The 20,590-nt window shown below is 34.8% G+C and carries 17 protein-coding genes and 4 tRNA genes; all 21 read left to right on the plus strand.

The window, feature by feature from the left end; genetic code table 11:
• Window positions 1-21: 21 nt before the first annotated feature.
• The 21 genes from V4762_RS04675 to rpoD all read left to right on the plus strand — a co-directional run bounded on the left by V4762_RS04675 (window position 22) and on the right by rpoD (window position 20,589).
• A complete protein-coding gene (locus V4762_RS04675; protein ID WP_347314623.1) occupies window positions 22-516 on the plus strand; it encodes a hypothetical protein in 495 nt (164 codons plus the stop codon).
• A complete protein-coding gene (locus V4762_RS04680) occupies window positions 504-2,225 on the plus strand; it encodes a PHP domain-containing protein (RefSeq protein ID WP_347314624.1) in 1,722 nt (573 codons plus the stop codon). The genes V4762_RS04675 and V4762_RS04680 overlap by 13 nt, the downstream gene beginning before the upstream one ends.
• 47 nt (window positions 2,226-2,272) lie before the next feature.
• Complete coding sequence (locus tag V4762_RS04685) at window positions 2,273-2,728, plus strand: hypothetical protein (protein ID WP_347314625.1); 456 nt, start codon at window positions 2,273-2,275, stop codon at window positions 2,726-2,728.
• 1 nt (window position 2,729) lies between these two features.
• On the plus strand, window positions 2,730-6,146 hold the full coding sequence (locus V4762_RS04690; protein WP_347314626.1) for a DNA polymerase III subunit alpha: 3,417 nt from the start codon (window positions 2,730-2,732) through the stop codon (window positions 6,144-6,146).
• Window positions 6,147-6,231: 85 nt separating this feature from the next.
• Window positions 6,232-7,446, plus strand: a complete 1,215-nt coding sequence (locus V4762_RS04695; protein ID WP_347314627.1) for an ATP phosphoribosyltransferase regulatory subunit — start codon at window positions 6,232-6,234, stop codon at window positions 7,444-7,446.
• The gene (gene hisG / locus V4762_RS04700; RefSeq protein WP_347314628.1) at window positions 7,446-8,069 is read left to right on the plus strand and encodes an ATP phosphoribosyltransferase; all 624 of its coding nucleotides are present in this window, start codon (window positions 7,446-7,448) and stop codon (window positions 8,067-8,069) included. The genes V4762_RS04695 and hisG overlap by 1 nt, the downstream gene beginning before the upstream one ends.
• Window positions 8,069-9,358: a histidinol dehydrogenase gene (gene hisD / locus V4762_RS04705; RefSeq protein ID WP_347314629.1), complete on the plus strand. Its 1,290-nt coding sequence runs from the start codon at window positions 8,069-8,071 to the stop codon at window positions 9,356-9,358. The genes hisG and hisD overlap by 1 nt, the downstream gene beginning before the upstream one ends.
• A gap of 42 nt (window positions 9,359-9,400) precedes the next feature.
• On the plus strand, window positions 9,401-9,934 hold the full coding sequence (locus V4762_RS04710) for an NUDIX hydrolase (protein WP_347314630.1): 534 nt from the start codon (window positions 9,401-9,403) through the stop codon (window positions 9,932-9,934).
• Complete coding sequence (xerA, locus tag V4762_RS04715) at window positions 9,882-10,820, plus strand: site-specific tyrosine recombinase/integron integrase (protein WP_347314631.1); 939 nt, start codon at window positions 9,882-9,884, stop codon at window positions 10,818-10,820. Before V4762_RS04710 ends, xerA begins: the two co-directional genes overlap by 53 nt.
• Before the next feature lie 40 nt (window positions 10,821-10,860).
• Window positions 10,861-12,492 carry an L-glutamate gamma-semialdehyde dehydrogenase gene (pruA, locus tag V4762_RS04720; protein WP_347314632.1) on the plus strand — a complete coding sequence of 544 codons (1,632 nt, stop codon included), beginning with the start codon at window positions 10,861-10,863 and terminating at the stop codon, window positions 12,490-12,492.
• A complete protein-coding gene (locus V4762_RS04725; RefSeq protein ID WP_347314633.1) occupies window positions 12,492-13,391 on the plus strand; it encodes a proline dehydrogenase family protein in 900 nt (299 codons plus the stop codon). The genes pruA and V4762_RS04725 overlap by 1 nt, the downstream gene beginning before the upstream one ends.
• A gap of 92 nt (window positions 13,392-13,483) precedes the next feature.
• Window positions 13,484-14,611, plus strand: a complete 1,128-nt coding sequence (locus V4762_RS04730; protein ID WP_347314634.1) for a branched-chain amino acid ABC transporter substrate-binding protein — start codon at window positions 13,484-13,486, stop codon at window positions 14,609-14,611.
• Window positions 14,612-14,655: 44 nt separating this feature from the next.
• Window positions 14,656-14,731, plus strand: a tRNA-Gly gene (locus V4762_RS04735).
• A 12-nt stretch (window positions 14,732-14,743) separates the two neighbouring features.
• Window positions 14,744-14,820, plus strand: a tRNA-Arg gene (locus V4762_RS04740).
• Between the two features lie 34 nt (window positions 14,821-14,854).
• On the plus strand, window positions 14,855-15,628 hold the full coding sequence (locus V4762_RS04745) for a dienelactone hydrolase family protein (RefSeq protein ID WP_347314635.1): 774 nt from the start codon (window positions 14,855-14,857) through the stop codon (window positions 15,626-15,628).
• A gap of 150 nt (window positions 15,629-15,778) precedes the next feature.
• Window positions 15,779-16,615: an MBL fold metallo-hydrolase gene (locus V4762_RS04750; RefSeq protein ID WP_347314636.1), complete on the plus strand. Its 837-nt coding sequence runs from the start codon at window positions 15,779-15,781 to the stop codon at window positions 16,613-16,615.
• A gap of 56 nt (window positions 16,616-16,671) precedes the next feature.
• On the plus strand, window positions 16,672-17,964 hold the full coding sequence (locus tag V4762_RS04755; protein WP_347314637.1) for an MFS transporter: 1,293 nt from the start codon (window positions 16,672-16,674) through the stop codon (window positions 17,962-17,964).
• Between the two features lie 71 nt (window positions 17,965-18,035).
• Window positions 18,036-19,217, plus strand: coding sequence for a chromate efflux transporter (gene chrA / locus V4762_RS04760; RefSeq protein ID WP_347314638.1), 1,182 nt, complete (start codon window positions 18,036-18,038; stop codon window positions 19,215-19,217).
• Between the two features lie 91 nt (window positions 19,218-19,308).
• Window positions 19,309-19,384 (plus strand) — tRNA-Glu (locus V4762_RS04765).
• Window positions 19,385-19,412: 28 nt separating this feature from the next.
• Window positions 19,413-19,487, plus strand: a tRNA-Val gene (locus V4762_RS04770).
• 31 nt (window positions 19,488-19,518) lie between these two features.
• Entirely contained in the window at window positions 19,519-20,589 is a 1,071-nt protein-coding gene (gene rpoD / locus V4762_RS04775; RefSeq protein WP_347314639.1) for an RNA polymerase sigma factor RpoD, read from the plus strand.
• Window position 20,590: the final 1 nt, after the last annotated feature.

Genomic DNA, 20,590 nt, shown 5'->3' on the forward strand with positions numbered 1-20,590 from the left:
TCGTGAGGCGAAATTTAATTTATGAACTTGATTGACTTAATAATATTAGTATTATTTGTTCTTTCGTTTTTTAGTGGTTACAAGACTGGATTAATAGTGGTTTTTGCTTTTATTTGTGCCTTCTTCTTATCTTTATATCTTGTTCCTCACTTAATAAACATTTCTACCACTTTCTTTTCCAAAGCTCTCCTGTTCAATGGACACACCCTTATCAGCATCTCTTTTATCTTTACTCTCCTCATGTTAAATGCTTTTATCGGTAAGTTTTTTTTATTGATAGCTGATATATTGGGAATTACAAGAATCTCCAAAAATTCTTTTTTTGCTGGTGCTGTAAATGTCCTTTTGTCCCTCTTGCTCGTTAGTATGGTTATTAAATCTATTGACTGGGCAAATATGTATATGCTTTTTTCTGCTCAATGGAAGACTTCTCCAGCAATTCATTATTTATTGGAATTAAATAATAATTTTTTTAAAATCATCCCAATTAATTTTTCACTTCCATGGAAAAATTAAAGTATAAGAGCAATCAAAGAGCGGCTGATGTTGCGAGAAGATTAAAATACATAATTGACTACCACTTTCTTATAGGTATTGGTGATATTTCAAATTTCAATTATGCGTATGAGCTTGCTGTAAAGTGGAATAATGAGGCCTATAATTTGGTCTTTGGTGATAATAGCAGTAAATTATCGCAGGATATGAAATTGAAATTAAGAAAGATGTTCTCAGGCCAAAGGATCGATGAAGAGATAGAGATGATTAAAATAAACAGTTTTAATAAAGCTTTTTTCAAATATTGTGGCAATATCTTAGACGATAATATTTTAATTAATTTTAATATTTTTGGGCCTGTTTCTTTTTATAGGGCATACTCTTTATTTAAAGAATTTAGACAAATTTTTGATAGTTTTATAGAAAAGTCAAACTTTTATGATTTCTTATTTTTCTACTTTAAGTTTTCTAAAAAACCAATAGGTAAAGCTCTTAAAAGTTATGAAAAGTTAAAGAAGTGTCTTTCATCTATTGAACCTGTTGGCCCACTTTTAAGATTTGAAGAGCTTATATATCCTTTGGAGTTAATTTCTACAAATGACCTCAACAATGAAGATCTTAATTTAGATGGCTTTAAATATATCTATAAAACAAACTACTATGTATTACTCTATGACGAGACAAATCAAATTGAGATTAAATTATACTTAATAGATTTTAAAAATTTTTACTTACAGAAGTGGTTTTTGACTGGCTCATTAATTCACAATGATATATTTATTCAGCTTGCTAAGCGAAAGTTCAATAATTTTAGAATCTTTAAAGACGGCATTTTTATTGATGGAGTTCGAATTGTCGTTGATGATGAAAAAGACATTTATAGAAAATGCGGCTTTAATTATGTTCCTCCAGAACTTAGATGTGGAAGTACTGAATTGTTTGCGGATAAAGAGGATTTAAAAACTGTAAAATTCGCTGATATAAAGTCGGATTTACATATTCACACAAATTATAGCGATGGCTCTCATACAATTGAGGAATTGTGCGAATTTTATATTGCTAAGGGTTTTCAACATATAGTATTAACCGATCATTCGGTTTCGCTTACTCAGGGCAGAGGATTGGATATTGAAAAATTAATCGAGAAAAATAATTTGATTGATAAATTAAACAAAAATTTTAAAAACTTTAAGATATTTAAAGGGGCAGAAGTTGACATATTGCACGATGGATCGCTTGATTATCCAGATTGGATTTTAAGGGATTTGGATTTCGTAGTTGCATCAGTTCATCAAGATTATTCTGATAGTGAGGGCGTTATGACTATGAGGTTTAAAAAGGCTATTATGAATCCATACGTACATATGATAGGGCATATTAGTGGTAGGCTTGTAGGCTTCTTGCCAATTTATAATATTAATTTGAAAAGTTTATTGGAACTTGCCTCTGAATATAAGACTATAATTGAAATAAATGGTAATCCAGCCAGGCTGGATATTGATGTAAGTTCAATTAGAATGTATAAAGAAAGATTTAAAAATCTATATGCTGTAAATACAGATCTTCACAACATTAGGCAATATGATGTGAGGTTTTTCTGTTCTGTGATGGCTGCAAGAAAATCTTATTTAAAAAAGAGCGAAATTGTTAATTCACTGAGCACAACTGAGTTTGAGGATTTAATTAGAGCCATTAGAGCTGAAAAACTTCTTAAAAATGGCTATATCTGAAAAGGGAGTGTTTGATATTAATAAATGGAGATTGTGGTGGAATAAGCATGTTTGAGGATTTAGTTTGGCAGATTAAAAGGCTATTAAAAATTTTAATAGCAATGTTTATCGTGATTTTTCTACCTCTTTTCTGGTTCTTTAATCAAGTTGGGCCAAAATATTATATTAGTTCTGAGACGCCCAGTTTTGTTGTAGAGAAGTATTTAGATGGAAAGAAAAACGATGATTTTTATGAGATTTACGTTAACTATCCATCTATTTTCAAAAAAGACTTGTATGGCATTGCATACAGCGGTTGGGCAAAAAACATATATCAAGAAGTAAGATATAGGGTAGTTGATGTTAAAAATTATGGTAATGAGGCAGATGTTAATGTTCTTGTGACCTTAATAGGAGGAGATAGGAAGATGACAGAATATGTTTTAAGAAAAGAAAGCGGTTTATGGAAGATTGTTTATGATAAAGACTTAGGTTTTGTAGAATTTTCAACGAAGGGCAATTAAAATGAGCTTTGTACATTTACATGTTCATAGTGAATATAGTTTATTGGATGGAGCAAGCAGATTAGAAGACCTTATTCTAAAGGCTAAAAACAACAACATGCATTCATTTGCTCTTACAGATCACGGAAATATGTATGGAGCCTTAAAGTTTTATTCTTTGGCGAAAAAACATGAATTGAAGCCATTAATTGGCTGTGAAGTATATGTCAGTGACGACATGACAAAACAAGTTAGGGCAAATTCTGACCCAGAATCTTACTTGTCTCATCTTATACTAATTGCGAAAAATTTCGATGGTTATAAAAACTTAGTTAGGCTTGTTTCTCTTGGATTTCTTAAGGGATTTTATTATAAACCAAGAATTGATCTAAAAACTTTGTATGAACATAAAGAGGGGCTAATAGTTTCAAGCGCATGTATGTATGGGAGAATACCTCAACTTATTCTTGCCAATAGTCAGGATCGCGCTGTCGAGATGGCCAAGACGTTGAAAGATTGGTTTGGAGAAGATTTTTACCTTGAGATACAGGATCATGGCTTGGAAGAGGAGAAAAAACTAATTCCTGTAATAATAAATATGGCTCAAGATTTGCATATTCCTTTGGTAGCTACAAATGACTCTCACTATACTAATAGAGAAGACGCTGAGTTTCATGATGTTTTGCTGTGTATCCAAACGAAGAAGACCGTTCAAGACAAGAATCGTATGAAATTCAATACAGACTCTCTATATTTTAAAACACCTGAAGAAATGACTGATCTTTTTTCATATTGTAAGGAAGCCATTGATAATACCCTGGTTCTTGCAGATAAATGTAACCTTGAATTGCCAATTGGCAAGGTAACAGTACCAAAATTCCCCTGCGCAGAAGGCAAGACTGAAAAGGAATACCTTAATATCTTGATTGAAAATGGCTTAAATCAAAGATATAATGGAGATATATCCAACGAAATAAAAGAGCGTTTAGACTTTGAGCTTGATATCATAAAGAAAACAGGCTATGAAGGTTATTTTTTAATAGTGTCTGATTATATTAATTATGCCAAAGACCATGGCATTCAAGTGGGTCCGGGCAGAGGATCTGCTGCTGGGAGCTTGGTAGCGTATATTCTGGGAATAACCGATATAGATCCTTTAAAGTATAATCTTCTTTTTGAGAGATTTTTAAACCCAGAAAGAGTAAATCCACCTGATATTGACGTTGACTTCTGTATAGAAAAAAGATCCGAGGTTTTAAATTATCTGGTCAAAAGATATGGTCAGGAAAATGTAGCTCAGATTGGTACCTTTGGGACTATGAACGCAAGGGCTGTAATTAGAGATGTGGGTAGGACCCTGGGCACTCCACTGGGCATAGTGGACAAACTCGCAAAACTAATTCCAAACAAACCTGGATCTCAGGCTACATTAAGGGAAGCGGAAGAATTGAAGGAAGTAAAGCAATTTCTAAATTCTGATGCATCCCTAAAAGAACTTTGGGAAAAAAGTGTGAAATTGGAGGGACTAACAAGACATAGCTCTGTTCATGCTGCTGGTGTAGTTATTTCCCCTTTTCCTATTTACGATCTTATACCATTGCAGCGACCTTCTGAGGGCGAGGTTCCTGTAACGCAGTGGTCTATGGAAGATGTTGAAAAATCAGGATTTTTAAAAATGGATCTGCTTGGCTTAAGGAATTTAACTGTAATTGGCAAAACTCTTGAGCTAATCGAAAAAACCAAAGGTATCAAGATAGATATAGGCAATATTCCTCTTGACGATCCGAAAGTTTATGAGCTTTTGGAGAAAGGGGAAGCGCTTGGAGTATTCCAGCTTGAAAGTACAGGAATGCAACAACTTCTAAAGGATGTAAAACCTGATAAATTTGAAGATCTAATAGCTATTCTTGCTTTATATAGACCGGGCCCTATGAATTCTGGCATGGTTGAACAGTTTATAAAGCGCAAACATAAAGAAGAGCCTGTAATATTTGCTCATAAGGATGTTGAACCAATTCTTTCTGAAACTTATGGGGTTATGGTCTATCAAGAGCAGATAATGCAGCTTGCAAGCATCTTGGCTGGTTTTTCTCTTGGAGAAGCTGATCTTTTGAGAAGAGCTATGGGTAAAAAAAAGGTAGAGGTTATGGCAGCTCAAAAACCAAAATTTGTAGAAGGGGCTGTCAACAAAGGTTTGATTTCAAGAGAACAGGCTGGGAAGATCTTTGATGATATGGCTAAGTTTGCTGAGTATGGTTTTAATAAATCTCACAGTGCCTCATATGCTTTGGTTACTTATAGGACTGCATGGTTAAAGGTTTATCATACTCCTGAGTATATGGCGGCTCTGCTTTCATCTGTATCGTCTGATACCGATAAAGTTGCCGAATACATTAAGGAAGCTAAGAAATTTGGTGTTGAAGTATTGTCTCCTGATGTAAATGAAAGTGGAGAGAATTTTACTGTTATAGGAAACAAAATCAGATTTGGTCTTTCTGCCATCAAGGGTGTTGGCAAGGCTGCAATAGAATCAATATTGACAAATAGAGATGCAGATGGAAATTTTAAAAATTTAAAGGATTTCATTTGCAGGACGAGTTCAAAAGCCGTTAATAGGAAAATTTATGAAAACCTTATCAAGGCTGGAGCTCTTGATAATCTATATGAAGACAGGTTAAGCCTTTTGGATCAGCTCGATCAGGTTCTGGCTTCTTCAAAGAAAAGCACAAAGAACGAAAATGGCCAAAGCCTTTTTGGTGAATCTTTTGAGGAGGAAGAGCTATATATCTCTAATGATATAGAAATCATTCCAAAAAAAGATTTCGACCCTGGCTTGAAACTTGCTTTTGAAAAAGAAGTTCTTGGGCTTTATGTTAGCGGACATCCGCTTACACCATATAAATTTTTGCTTGAAAGCATATCAAATTATAGTGTTGCAGCTTTAAATGAACTGGATATAGATAAGGCAAAAATTTCTGGAATTGTCTTTAACAAAAAACAAGTTTTTAAAAAAGATGGCTCATTCTTCTTTGTATTAAACATAGAGGATCTAACGGGAAGCGTTGAGTGTGTTTTTACTAAAAAAGATAAATCTTTGATTGATGATATAAAAGAAAATGATATTGTGTGGGTTGAGGGTAGGCTTTTAAAAAGAGATGAAGGATCAAGGATAATTATCGATCAGATTGGTAAGATTAATAGAAAGGTGTTTCATATAAAATTTTATAGCAAGTTGTGTTCAGAGGGTTCTGTTATGAAATTGAAGGAAGAACTGTCAAACTTAAAGGGCGATGTGCCATTGGTAATTCATTTTATGTCTGATGAAACAGAAAAACTTTGCTTGGCTGACTCTAATTATTTTGTAAACTCAGAGACCGATATAAAAGAGAAAATTAATCAATTTAGAGGTGTAGAATGTTGGATAGAACAAGAGGGCTGATCGAATAATATAATAAATATTATATTAGACTTTGTAAAAGCTGTTTAAATTTTATATTAATAAAAATTAAAGAGAGGTAATTTATATGATAAAGTCGCCATCAGGTTCTATGGATATGATACCTGAAGAGGTTTTTTGTAGGAACACAATTGAAAATAAAATCAAGAATTTCTGGGAAAAAAATGGTTTTGTCAGAGTAAGCACTCCTATCATAGAACATTGGGACAAATTACAAGTGGCTCTTGGCGAGAACCTTGTTGATAAAACAATTAGATTTATTGACAGATTTGGAGAGGTTAGTGTTCTGAGTCCTGATTTAACTGTATCAATCGCTCGAATGGTTTCGACTAGGAAGAAAAATGGTCCTTTCCCTTTAAAGTACTTTTACTTAGGCGATGTCTTCAGAGTTACTTCTGAGCAAAGTGAGATAAGACAATGCGGTGTTGAGATTATTGGTGCAGATAAACGAAGTATAGCCGACGTTGAATTGGCTGTGCTTATTTTTATGACCTTAAGAGAATTAGGACTGAACAATATATATCTTGAGATTGGCAACTTTGAAACATTAAGAGAACTGTTAAAATTAGAAATACTTGATGATTATAGACAACTTATAATTGATGCCCTTTTAAAAAAAGATTGGGTTAGTTTAAATGATATTGCAAACAAAGTTTCTGATCCTAAAATTTCAGAATTTATTAAAAATCTTCCAAAACTTACTGGAACCCCTGAGGAGGTTTTCTCAAATATTGATTTAATTCCTGACTTTTTGATTCCAGGTATGAAGAACCTTGAAAATATCAGTAAAGAGATAAAAAATGCTGGCGTTAAACACTATATTAATCTTGCCTTGGTTAATGAGATTTCTTATTATACGGGTTTCATTTTTCAAGTTTTTGTTACAGGATCGCCAAGGTCTATCGGTGGAGGGGGTAGATATGATGATTTGTATTCTTTGTTTAATTTTAAATGTCCCTCTTCTGGTTTTGGGATTAATGTAGATAAAATTTATGAAATTCTCAAAGCCTCGTATTTTAAGGCCATTAATACTGATGTGCTTTTGTGTTTCAACGATGGGATACCTTTGCACTGGGTATGGAATATGGCAGCTTCATATAGAGATCAGGGAATTAAGGTTGAGATAGATTTGAAGAGCAGGGTTTTTGAAGAAGCCATAGAGTTTTCCAAGAAAAAAAAGGCTCAAAGGATGGTTTATATATTAAAATTAGAATCATCTGGAATTTCTGGTTGGATAGTTGATACTCATAATGAAAACAAAGAAAGGATGACCTTTTGCTAATGCTTAAAATTGCTGTTCCAAAAGGCGTTTTATTTGAACCATCTTTGAAGCTATTACAGAATTGCGGTTACAGCGTTCCGTCAGATTTTGGCAGAAAGCTTTTGATTGAAGATTCTAAACAAGAACTGTCTTTGATAATTGTTAGGCCATTTGATATGCCTCTTTATGTGGAAGAAGGCGTTGTTGATATAGCTTTTGTGGGAAAAGATGTTATTGAAGAAACTTCAATGGCCTGTTTTGAACTCATGGATTTGGGATATGGTCTTTGCAGACTCTCAGTTGCTGTTCCAAAGTATAGCTCTTATAGATCGGTAGACGAATTTCATCCATTTATAAAAATTGGTTCAAAATATCAAAATCTCGCTGAAAAATATTTTATGCAAAAGGGCATGCAAGTTAGGATCTTTCCTCTTGGAGGATCTGTAGAGATTTCACCTATAGTCGGCTTGTCTGAGGCTATAATTGATCTTGTGTCAACTGGGAACACATTGAAGGCTAACAATTTAGTAGAAATTGAAACAATTTTGCTTTCAACTTCACGTTTGGTAGCAAATGACGCTAATTATAGGTTAAAGAGAAAAGAAATAAACAGTTTTATTACAAAGATAAATGGAGGGATCTGATGAGATTTGTTGATGACTTTCTTTTACTGAAAAAAGAAGCTGAACTTCAAAGACTTTGGAAGAGAGAATCGTCTTTTCAAGATAATAAAACCTTAGATGATGTGGCAAGGATTATAAATGATATTAAGTTAAGAGGGATGGAAGCAATAAAAGAATATTCTAAAAAATTTGATGATTATGATCTATCTATGGGTTTGGTGGCATCCGATGAAGAAGTGCTTTCTCAAGCGAAACTTGTTCCATTAGATGTATCTGAGGCTTTAAAATATTCAGCCAAAAGGATAAGACAATATCATGAAAGTATAAAATTTGATTCATTTAAATATGAGACAGAAGAATCAGAGTCTGGTTTCAAGTGGACTCCAATAGAAAATATAGGAATTTATGTGCCTGGCGGCTTGACTGCATACCCGTCGTCAATCCTTATGACAGTTATTGTTGCAGATGTTGCTGGCGTTAAAAACATCTATGTCTGCTCCAAGCCAAATAAGGGCAAGATAAACCCATATATAGCTTCGGCTATTTTAGCTTGCAATACTAAGAGATTGAAGGTTATAAAGCTTTCAGGCATTCAAGCTATATCTTCAATGGCTATGGGTTTGGGAATTAAGAAAGTTGACAAGATTTTTGGCCCAGGTAATGATTACGTTAGTCTTGCGAAAAAGCAATTTTTCGGGGAAGTTTCTATTGACATGATGGCTGGACCCTCTGAAATACTCATAGTTTCTGATGGCAAGGTAGATCCTTCATGGATTGCGTGGGATTTTCTATCTCAAGCAGAACACGATGTAAATGCAAAAACTGGTCTAATATCTACAGATGTTAATTTCTTAAATGAAGTGATGTTAAAGGTAAAAGAATTTTCTGGGAAGATTTTGAATAAACACATTGTTGAGTCTTCGCTCCAGAGCTCATTTTTCGGTTTTGCTCCTGCTCTTGAGGATGCAATAAGCATTTCAAATATTTTAGCACCTGAACATCTGGAGATTGCATGTGAGAATTCCGAAGAACTTTTTGAAAAGGTGCAGAATGCTGGTACAGTGTTTTTGGGGAGCTTGACGTGTGAGCCATTTGGAGATTACATTCTTGGTCCAAGTCATGTTTTGCCCACGTCTGGTAGCGCGCGATATTTTTCTGGAATAAACGTATATGATTTTTTGAAGAGAGTAAATTTTTCGAAAATTAAGAATAAAAATTCTCTGAAAAAGCTGTTGAGCGCCTCTTTAATTGCAGAAATAGAAGGTTTTAGTGCACATAAAAACGCAATGACTTGTAGAGATACTGATTAGAAGATTCGCTTTGGTCAAAAATTTAAGGAGGGTGAAAATGCTATGAAAGAGGATAAGACGTATGTAGAATATATCTATAATGGAAAAATTATCAAAGTAAGAAGAGATTGGGTTAAGATAAAAAAAGGGTCAAAACAACACAGAACATGGATGGAAGTAGTAGAATTTTCTAATGCAGTAGGAATGATTGCATTATTGAATAATGATGAAATATTATTGGTTGAGCAATTTAGACATGCGCCTGGTAAAAAGCTGATAGAGATACCTGCTGGGAAATTGGAACCTGGAGAATCTCCCGAGGTTGGCGCTGTGAGAGAGCTTATTGAGGAAACAGGATATAAAGCTAATAAAGTAAAGAAGATTTTTTCTATGTATACAACCCCAGGGTTTACAGATGAATACATGCATATTGTAGTTTGTGAAGATCTTGAGTATGTAGGAGTCAATCCTGATGATGATGAGATAATTAACGTCATTAAATTTAATATAAAAGACCTTGAGAAGATGGTCTTAGAGGGGAAGATTGGAGACGCCAAAACAGTGCTTGCAGTCCTTTATCTTACAAGAAGGCAATGAAGCTTTAAGTGCCTTTGTAAGCTATCTTTTTCTTATAAGGGGTTACTCTGATAATACCGTAAGCTCTTATAAAAGTGATGTGGAATCTTTTTTTAATTTTTTTTCAAATAAAATGCACGCTAACAACGACATAGAAAACTTGTTGCTCCAATATTCAAATAAATTGTTTTCTGATAACTATAAAGGAACTTCGGTGGAGAGAAAGCTGGTTGCTATAAAGCAATTTTTTATATTTTCTTTTCAAGAAGGTCTTTATAAGGGTAAAATTCCTGAAATTATTTTGCCTAAGAGAGAAAGAAGACTTCCAACTTTTCTATCAAAAAGCAATATATCCAATATTTTTGATTTTATATCCAGTTCAGACCTATTTTCTATTAGGGATTTATTTATTTTTAAGATGCTATATTTTACTGGGTTAAGAATCTCAGAACTTTTAAACTTGAAGATTGAAAATATTAATATCGAAAGAATGGATATAAGAGTTTTTGGAAAGGGTTCTAAAGAGAGAGTTATTCCCTTTCATTATGAAATTTCAGGATTGTTTAGATCTTATTTGAGTTATAGAAAAAGTCTTAATCCAAAGTGTGAGAATATTTTCGTTAATTCAAGGGGGAAACCTCTTTCAAGACAGTATGTGTGGAAGATGTGCAAAAAAATTGGAAGTTTCTTAAACCTAGACTTACATCCTCATATTTTTAGGCACTCACTTGCTACACATCTTCTCTCAGGTGGAGCTAGTATTAAGATAATACAGGATTTGCTTGGACATGAATCTATTTCTACCACTCAAATATATACACATCTTATATATGAAGATCTTAAAAAAGAATATATCAGAGCGTTTGAAAAATTCAACTCGGGCTTATTTTTTAGCAATACTTTATAATATTAATTAGATTTATCTATTAGTTTAAAGGAGGCTTAATTTGAGAAACTGCGCAGCAAGAGTTCCAGAACCTGTGAACGAACCAATCTATGAGTATAGAGTAGGAAGTAAAGAAAGAAGAGAGCTAAAAATAGCGTTGGAAGATATTGTTTCAAAAAAAGTAGAGATTCCATTAATTATTGGTGGCAAAGAGATTAAAACTGAGAGTAAAATGGAAATTAGATGCCCTCACCAGCACAATGTTTTATTAGGGCACTATTATCAGGCAGGAAAAGAAGAGGTAAAGTTAGCAATTGACTCTGTTATGGATGCCAAAAAAACTTGGTCAAAGGTCGACTTTCAAGAAAGAACAGCAATTTTCTTAAGGGCAGCAGAGCTTCTTAGTACTAAGTATAGATTTATTATGAATGCCATAACTATGCTTTCAATCAGCAAGAATGCATTCCAGGCAGAGATAGATTGTGTGTGTGAGCTCATTGATTTTTTGAGATTTAATGCAAGTTTTGCACAAAAGATCTATGAAGATCAGCCCATTTCTCCTAAGGGTTTTTGGAACAGAATGCAATATAGGCCTTTGGAGGGATTCGTTTTTGCTGTGCCGCCATTTAACTTTGTCTCCATTTCTGGAAATCTGCCAACTGCGCCAGCGATAATGGGGAATGTTTCTATCTGGAAACCTGCGTCTAGTGCAATTTATCCTTCATATATGTTTATGAAGATTTTGCAAGAGGCGGGACTTCCAGATGGGGTAATAAATTTTGTCCCTGGAAAAGGATCTACTATGGGCGATCTTATATTTTCGTCTAAGAGCTTCTCGGGCCTGCATTTTACAGGAAGTTATGACACCTTTAACTACATGTGGAAATTTATAGCAAATAATATGTCAAATTATATTACATATCCGAGGATAGTTGGAGAAACAGGGGGCAAAGATTTCATATTTGCTCATAGTTCTGCTAATACCAGGAGTCTAATTACTGCAATAGTTAGGGGTTCTTTTGAATATCAAGGTCAAAAGTGCTCTGCAGTTTCAAGGGTGTACCTTCCAAAGTCAATGTTTAACAGTATTAAGGACGAATTATTAAATGAGTTAAGCAAGATAAAAATGGGTTCTCCTGAAGATTTTACTAATTTTGTGAATGCAGTTATCGATAGGGAGTCGTATGACAAAATAAAATCATACGTTGATTTTGTAAAGAATCAAAACGAAGCCAAGATATTTTTTGGTGGAAAATGCGATGACAGCGTTGGGTATTTTATAGAACCTACAGTTGTCGTCACTGAAGATCCCCACTTTAAAACTATGGAGGAAGAGATTTTTGGGCCTGTGGTAACATTCTACCTTTATGATGATGACAAGTTTGAAGAGACCCTACATCTCTGTGACAAGACAAGCATCTATGGTCTAACAGGGGCAATATTTGCTCAAGATAGAAGCGCTATAAATACTGCAACTGAAATTCTTGAGTCAAGTGCTGGAAATTTCTATATCAACGATAAGCCTACAGGTGCTGTAGTTGGACAGCAGCCATTTGGAGGAGCAAGGGCAAGCGGAACAAACGATAAGGCAGGCAGCTTGCTAAATCTTATTAGGTGGACCAGTGCAAGGTCTGTCAAGGAAACGTTTAACCCTCCAGAGCATATTCAATATCCATTTATGGAGGAAAAATAATGTTAAATAGCATATTTAATTTTTTGACTTCAAATACAATTGATTATGTTCCTGAACAGATTATTGAAATATTTTCAAAAAAATATGTTTCTGGCCCTCTTCTCTCAGACGCAATAAGAGTAGTTAGTGATTTAAATTCCAGAGGCATTATGGCTACCATAGATGTTTTGGGCGAGTCTGTAACGAATGAAGATCAGACTATATTTTTTAGAAATGAATGTATAAGAGTGCTCGAAACAATTAAAAAAGAGTCATTAGATGCGAATCTTTCTCTAAAACCTACTCAGATGGGATTGGCTATAAACAAAGCACTTTGTTACGAAAATATAAGAAAGATTGTTCAGAAGGCAAGCGATTTGGATAATTTTGTAAGAGTTGATATGGAGGATTCACCCTTTACTACCGATACGTTGAAGATGTACAAACTTTTAAGGGAAGAATTCCCCGGTCATGTTGGAACTGTTTTGCAGGCTTATCTAAGAAGGACGGCCGATGATATAGAAAATCTTTCTGAGAAGCCATTCAATATTAGACTTTGTAAGGGCATATACATAGAGCCATATAAGCTTGCTTATAAAAGTCACGAATTAGTTAATGAAAATTATATATATTGTCTTGAAAAACTATTTAAGAAAAAGGCTTATGTTGGCATTGCAACCCATGATGAAAAATTGGTATTTCATGCAATGAAATTGATCGAAAAATACAATTTAAATCCAGGTGAATATGAATTCCAAATGCTACTTGGGATTGGGGACGAATTAAGAGAGTTTATACTTTCTAAGAAAAACAGATTAAGAATTTATGTTCCATACGGTGAGCAATGGATATCTTATGTTAGAAGAAGGCTTAAAGAAAACCCAAATATTATTAAAACTGCATTGGGCATAAAACTGTAATATAAAGGTTTTTTATGTATTGTTAATTAAAGTGAAAATGTAATAAAATATAAGTTGTAGTAAATATTATTTTAGGGGGTGTTAATTTGTTTTTGAAGTACAAGAAGTATTTGTTTTTAGCAGTATTCTTATTTGGGGTGGGTTTGTTATTGGCTGGGTGTTCTGGAACTCAGCAAAAGGCGGCAAGTTCTACAATCAAGATTGCGGTAGTAGGACCAATGACTGGATCACAAGCAAAGTATGGTGAGGATTGGAAGAATTCTACGCTTTTGGCTATCGATGAAATTAACGCAAAGGGAGGGATTAAAGGCAAGAAGTTAGAGGCAGTAGTATTTGATGATGCAGCAGATCCAAAACAAGCTGTATCTGTGGCACAAAAGATTGTCAGCGATCCAAGCATCATAGCAGTAATCGGGCATGTAGATTCTGGATGCTCAATACCTGCATCTAAGATTTATGCACAAGCAAACATACCAATGTTAACTGTTTCTACAAATCCAGAATTAACACAGCAAGGACTAAAGAATATTTTTAGAGTAGCTCCTACTGATAACGTTCAGGGTAGTTTTGCTGCTGAATTTTTATTCAAAAAGGGATATAAAAATGTAGCAGTTCTCCAAGACAAGTCCGCGTATGGTCAAGGAGTTGCCACCGAGTTTAAAAATAGTTTTGAAAAATTAGGCGGGAAAGTGCTTGACTTTGAGGGAGTAGCTCAAGGCGAAAAAGATTTTTCTGCTATCCTGACAAAATTTAAAACTCTTAAGCCAGATATAATTTATTTTGGCGGATATTATCCTGAGGGCGCTCTTATAACAAAACAGATGAGAGACTTGGGTATGAAAATGCCATTGGTAGGACCTGATGGTCTTTATGATCCTCAATTCTTAAAGATTGCAGGGGATGCAGCCAATGGAGATATAATAACAAATATTGGATTAAACATTGAAAAAGATCCAAATGCTAAAGACTTCTTAGCTGCCTATAAGGCAAAGTACGGAGAACCAGGAGCATATGGCATATTTGCCTATGAGGCAACCAAGATATTGGCTGCTGCTCTTGACAAAGATCCTACAGCTAAGGGCGAAGCACTTATAAAACTTTTGGATGAGACTAATTACACTGGTGTTCTCGGAAAAACAACATTTGCTCCAAATGGAGACACAACTAACAAGATAATCACTGTATATCAAGTAGAGAACGCTAAGTTTGTAGAGATTTAGGGGTTGGCAATTTTTGTTTTTTAGTTTATAATTTCAACATGTGAGCGGGAGTAGCTCAGTCGGTAGAGCATCAGCCTTCCAAGCTGAGGGTCGCGGGTTCGAATCTCGTCTCCCGCTCCATGTTAATTTTAAGCGCCCGTAGCTCAGTTGGACAGAGCGGCGGACTTCTAATCCGTAGGTCACAGGTTCGAATCCTGTCGGGCGCGCCACTTTTTATGCAAGATATTTTAAGGGGGAATAATTGTGAAGAACAATTCTGTGGTTTATGAATGCAGTCCCAATAGCTCTTTAGATATCAGCGTTAAAAAGAAAAATATTTCATATTTATCAGTTAATACTACCTTAAAAAGCGTTCTCTTTTTTGATTCAAACAATGAGGGTAAACTACCTGGAATTTTGTTGTTTTCTGATTGGTTAGGTGTGAGCGATTTTGCCTTTGAAAAGGCAAGAAGTTTTGTAAAAGAGGGATTTGTAGTTTTGGTTGCTGATGTTTACGGCGATGGCAAGGTCGCAAAGGATCAAAAAGAAGCATTTGAGCTCTCTTCTGTTTATAAAAACAATAGGCTTTTAATGCGAGAAAGAGCTAACGCATCGTTTGAGGAATTTAAAAAACTTGATGTTGTTAAAAAAAATAATATATCTGCTGTAGGTTATTGCTTTGGGGGGACAGTAGCACTTGAACTAGCAAGGGATGGTGCTGATCTTAAAAATGTGGTAGTTTTTCATGCAGGCTTAGACACTCCATTGGAAGCTGTTCCAGGAAACTTTAAACCTAAAGTATTAGCTTTGCACGGAGCAGACGATCCGCATGTGCCTACCGAACAGGTACTGAAGTTTCAAGAGGAGTTAAGAAAAGCAAAAGCTGACTGGTCATTCGTTTCTTATGGAAATAGCGTTCATTCGTTTACTAACAAAAAGGCTGGTACAGATTCGTCTAAAGGGGTGGCTTATAATAAATTGGCTGATAAGAGGTCATGGTCTGTCGCTATCAGCTTTCTAAAAGAGAATATCAAATAATGGGTTTTTAAAAAACTATAGCTTATAAATTTACAAGATATCAGTTATAAAAAACACTTATTTTTTAATATATTTAATTTGTAATTTTGCTTATTTAAATAATGTTATAATAAAATGCTGTTTTAAGTAAACTAAAAACGAGGGGATATTATGAAAATTACTATTGCAATGGATAATTGTGTCCATGCCCCAACTCCATATTCTTTTAAAGCCGAACACGGCATGTCGATTTTAATCAATGTATCTAACAAACTTATACTGTTTGACACAGGCCAATCAGGGTCAATTATTCACAATCTTTCTTTATTAGGCGTTAACCCAAAAGATTTGGATATGATTGTTTTGAGTCATGGACACTATGATCATACAGGCGGTTTATTGTCTATTTTGGATAATGCAAGAAAAGAGATACCAATATTTCTCCATAAAGACGCCTTTCTTGACAGGTATTCTGTTGCTGCTGGGAAGAAATTTCATATTGGTATTCCCTATTCTAAGGCATATTTGGAATCATTGGGTGCAAATTTTGTTTTTGTTGAAAATGTTTTAGAGATTGTCCCAGGGCTGTTCTTGAGTGGTACTATTCCGCGTGAAACTGATTATGAAAAGGGAGATTCAAATTTAGTTATAGAAAAAGATGGCAAAACTGTAAAAGATCCGATTTTAGATGATATGGCTTTATATGCTTTTAAGGATAATGGGCTTATAGCCCTGACAGGATGTGCCCATGCTGGCATTATAAATATTATCCGTTATGGGCTTAAAGTGCTAAAAACAGATAATCTTTATGCAATTGTTGGGGGAACTCATCTTGGTCCTGCGAGTCCAGAACAAAGAGAAAGTACAATTTCAGATTTGTTAGATGCTAAGCCAGCTATTGTGGCTGCCAATCATTGTACTGGTTTTTCTATGATGGCAAAGCTAAAAGATTCGTTTGGGGATCGTTTTATAGCTGCTTTTGTAGGAACTGAAATTGATTTTTCATAACGCTTAATTTTAGGAGGTGATTTAGTTTAGCTTTAAAATTCTTAGGAGGTGTAAATTTGGATTCTGCAGTTTTGAAAAGTGCAATTAGCAAGTCAAGATGGTTTTTGATGCCTTACATTTACATTTTGTACATTTTAAATTTCGTTGATCGTATTAATTTTGGTTTTGCAGCAGTAGGGGGTATGAATAAAGATTTAGGATTATCTGCTGAGCAATTTGGTTTTGCTGCTGGCGTATTCTTTTTTGGATATTTAATTTTTCAAGTGCCTAGCAATTTGCTGTTACATAGAATTGGGGCAAGGATCTGGATAGCCGTTATTATAATAGTTTGGGGTTTGACTGCTACATTAACGGGATTTTCAGACAGTGCTTTTCACCTCTATGTAGCTCGTGTAATGCTTGGCTTGGTAGAGGCAGGATTCTTCCCAGGCATGATATTGTATCTTACATATTGGTTCCCACAAAGGGAATTAGCTCAAACTATAGCAATCTTTATGACTGCCTTAGCTATATCGAGCGTTATCGGTGGTCCTATTTCTGGTCTTATATTAGATCATGTTCACTGGTTAAATATACATAGCTGGAGATGGATGTTTATAATTGAAGGAATCCCTTCAATTATTTTTGGTTTTATAACCCTTTTTGTGCTTCCAAACAGGCCATCAGAGGCTAAGTTCTTAACTGATGAAGAGAAGAAGACTTTAATTGATGAAATATCTAAAGAGCAGGCAGAAAAAGCTAAGCAGAGAAAGGCTTCTGTCAAAGAGATCATTGTCGATGGCAGAGTTTGGCTCTTGGCATTTATTTACTTTTTTGGATGTATTATGGGTCTATATTCAACTAGCTTCTGGCTTCCCACGATCATTAAGGGCTTGTCAAGCTCTTTTAGCGCAACTATAGTAGGCTTTCTAACAATGATTCCTTATATATTTGCTGCTATTGCTATGGTGTGGGTAGGTAGGGATGCTGACAGAAAGGGAGAATGGAGACGTCACTCTCAAATTCCTCTTTTGATAAGCTCTATTGCAATATTTCTTATGTTGTTTATAAAAGATCCTGTTATATCTATGATTGTTTTGTCTGTTGTTACTATGGGAGCATTTGGAGCATTTGGTCCCTTTTGGGCACTGGTTAATGAATTTCTATCAGGAGAGGCAGCTGCTGCTGGAATCGCAGTGATAAATTCAATTGGAAACCTTGGTGGCTTCTTTGCGCCTTATATCATTGGGCTTATTAAAGATAAGACTGGCAATGTCTATTTTGGACTTGCAGCCGTAGGAGTTTTGCTGCTCGTGGCTGTTGTGTTGTTGGCTATATTGCCTAAAGAATCTGCCAGAAAATCTGCTTAATTTTCGTCTCTGCAGCTAAGCTTAACAGGTCTTAGCTGCAGAGTTTTTTTTGTGATAGAATGTAATTCTATATGAAAAGAATTATTAATTCCTGTCCTACACCCTTGCACTTTCTTATAAAATGTTTGTATTTGGGCTCTACTGCATTTGGGGGAGTTGCAATGATACCTACCTTAAGAACTGAGTTTGTCAAGAAATACTCATGTGTAAGTGATAATTCATTTTTAAGAGGAATTACTCTTACAGAGTTCTTGCCGGGCTCAATTATTAGCAATCTTATAGGGTTTATAGCTTATAGGGCATTTGGTTTTTGGTATGGAATTTTATCATCTTTAGCTATTGTTTTTCCCTCTATATTGATGATGATGTTCTTTGCATTTTTGTACTCGCATGGAAATACAGCAATAATAAATTTGGTTTTTAAGGGCTTAAAACCCTTTGTGGTTGCATTTTTCTTCGTTGCATTTTTACAGTTCTTTAAAAAGTACATTAAATCTGGAAAACAAATAATACTGCTTCTTATTACTTTCGTTGTTTTCTTAAATAACTTTGAAATTATATATGTATTTATGTTTTCATTCTTTTTTGGGGCACTTTTGTTTAAAATCGACATGCCGCCGAGAAGAAGTTCTGCCATCGAAAAATTTTCATATAAAGAGATAGTTTATGTATTTATCATTTTGGCAACATTATGTTTTGTCGTTTTTTTCTTTTTTCCAAAATTTATTGGTTTTTGTATTAGCTTAAGCAAGATCAGTTTGCTCGCTTTTGGAGGTGCTCAGTCAGCACTTCCTCTTTATCATAAGACATTTGTTGTGGACAACAATCTTTTAACTCAAAACGCTTATTTAGATGCTGTTCTTATTAGCCAAATTACTCCTGGTCCGGTTCTTTGTCTTTCTGGATACATTGGGTATGTTTATGGCGGTATTTTGGGTGCAATGCTGGCATTCTTGTTTACTTTTTTGCCACCTATAATTTTATTAATCTTAGTTAATCCATTTTATGACAGACTGAGCAAAAAGATTTGGTTCTATAGAGGCATGATCGGAGTAATTACCTCTCTAACATCACTTCTCATATCTTTAGGGGTTCAATTCTTCCCACAAACCATAATTGACCCATTCACTTTTTCGGTTATGATAATAAGTGCTCTGTCTCTTTATTATAAAAAACCAGTTATATGGACAGTGGCTATAATCTCTATTTCATCTTATATTTATTATGGTTTTTTAACGCAGATTTTAAAATAAACACTTTTTAGCTTTTTAGGTTATAATATAGTAAATTGGAGAAATTTGTCGTGGTTGACAATTTTTATAATTTTTGTAGAATATTAACGATGCCTCCATCGTCTAGGGGACTAGGACATCGCCCTTTCAAGGCGGAAACAGGGGTTCGAATCCCCTTGGAGGTACCATTTTGTTTTTTTAGCCTCTTGATAAAATGGGCGGATAGCTCAGTGGCAGAGCACCTGCTTTACACGCAGGGGGTCGTAGGTTCAAACCCTACTTCGCCCACCATTTTTAAAACTTCATTTTAGAAGGTGAAAATATGCCAAAAAATTCTAAACGTGTTAAGAAAATTCCACAAGTATCCAACCCAGATGATCAATCCTTTAAAAATTTCCCTAACTTTTTTGATGATCTTGAAGAACCATCTGATTTAGATAACATAATAAAGTCCATAGAAGCTGGAAATGTAGGGGAAGAAGATCAGGATCTTTTGAAGATTGTCCTTGATACTGAACCTGTTTTGCCAGAGGATGTTCTTGTTATGCCAGAAGAACGCGTACCTATGGTAGAGGATCCAGTTAGGCAATACCTTAAAGAAATTGGAAAAATACCTCTACTTAAACATGCAGAAGAAAAATATTTGGCAGAGAAAGCTTTCTTTGGCGACGAGACAGCTAAAAGAAAACTGGCTGAAGCAAATTTGAGGCTTGTAGTCTCAATCGCAAAGAAATACACAAAAAGGGGCTTATTGTTTCTCGACTTGATTCAGGAAGGCAATATGGGCTTGCTGAGAGCCGTAGAAAAATTTGACTATAGAAAAGGTTATAAATTTTCAACTTATGCAACTTGGTGGATTAGGCAGGCTGTAACCAGAGCAATAGCAGACCAAGCAAGAACGATTAGAATTCCTGTCCATATGGTAGAAACTATTAACAAATATAAGAAAGCTATTAGAAATCTAAGCCAACAGTTAAGCAGAAAGCCTACAGATGAAGAAATTGCAGAAAAGATGGAAGTAAATATTGAAAAAATTCACGAAATTAAAAGAATTTCCCAAGAGCCAATTTCTATCGAAACTCCAGTTGGCAAGGATGAAGATAGCCACCTCGGAGATTTTATAGCTGACGAATCCATTTCATCGCCTATGGAAGCAGTAACATACCACCTTTTAAAAGAAGATCTGGAAGACGTTATAAAGGATTTACAGCCAAGGGAAAGGGATGTGGTAAGGCTTAGATTTGGTTTAGTTGACGGTCATTCAAGAACGCTTGAAGAGGTTGGCAAAGAATTTGGCGTTACAAGAGAAAGAATTCGCCAAATAGAGGCTAAGGCACTTAGAAAATTAAGACACCCAAGCAGGAGTCGCAAACTTAGGGACTATTTAGTATAAT

Source organism: Thermodesulfobium sp. 4217-1 (assembly GCF_039822205.1).
Taxonomy (GTDB): Bacteria; Thermodesulfobiota; Thermodesulfobiia; order Thermodesulfobiales; family Thermodesulfobiaceae; genus Thermodesulfobium.

Bases quoted from the DNA above. Each gene is read 5' to 3' on its own strand.
- V4762_RS04675 (WP_347314623.1), top strand. From the start codon at position 22: ATGAACTTGATTGACTTAATAATATTAGTATTATTTGTTCTTTCGTTT.
- V4762_RS04680 (WP_347314624.1), top strand. From the start codon at position 504: ATGGAAAAATTAAAGTATAAGAGCAATCAAAGAGCGGCTGATGTTGCG.
- V4762_RS04685 (WP_347314625.1), top strand. From the start codon at position 2,273: ATGTTTGAGGATTTAGTTTGGCAGATTAAAAGGCTATTAAAAATTTTA.
- V4762_RS04690 (WP_347314626.1), top strand. From the start codon at position 2,730: ATGAGCTTTGTACATTTACATGTTCATAGTGAATATAGTTTATTGGAT.
- V4762_RS04695 (WP_347314627.1), top strand. From the start codon at position 6,232: ATGATAAAGTCGCCATCAGGTTCTATGGATATGATACCTGAAGAGGTT.
- hisG (WP_347314628.1), top strand. From the start codon at position 7,446: ATGCTTAAAATTGCTGTTCCAAAAGGCGTTTTATTTGAACCATCTTTG.
- hisD (WP_347314629.1), top strand. From the start codon at position 8,069: ATGAGATTTGTTGATGACTTTCTTTTACTGAAAAAAGAAGCTGAACTT.
- V4762_RS04710 (WP_347314630.1), top strand. From the start codon at position 9,401: ATGAAAGAGGATAAGACGTATGTAGAATATATCTATAATGGAAAAATT.
- V4762_RS04725 (WP_347314633.1), top strand. From the start codon at position 12,492: ATGTTAAATAGCATATTTAATTTTTTGACTTCAAATACAATTGATTAT.
- V4762_RS04750 (WP_347314636.1), top strand. From the start codon at position 15,779: ATGAAAATTACTATTGCAATGGATAATTGTGTCCATGCCCCAACTCCA.
- chrA (WP_347314638.1), top strand. From the start codon at position 18,036: ATGAAAAGAATTATTAATTCCTGTCCTACACCCTTGCACTTTCTTATA.
- rpoD (WP_347314639.1), top strand. From the start codon at position 19,519: ATGCCAAAAAATTCTAAACGTGTTAAGAAAATTCCACAAGTATCCAAC.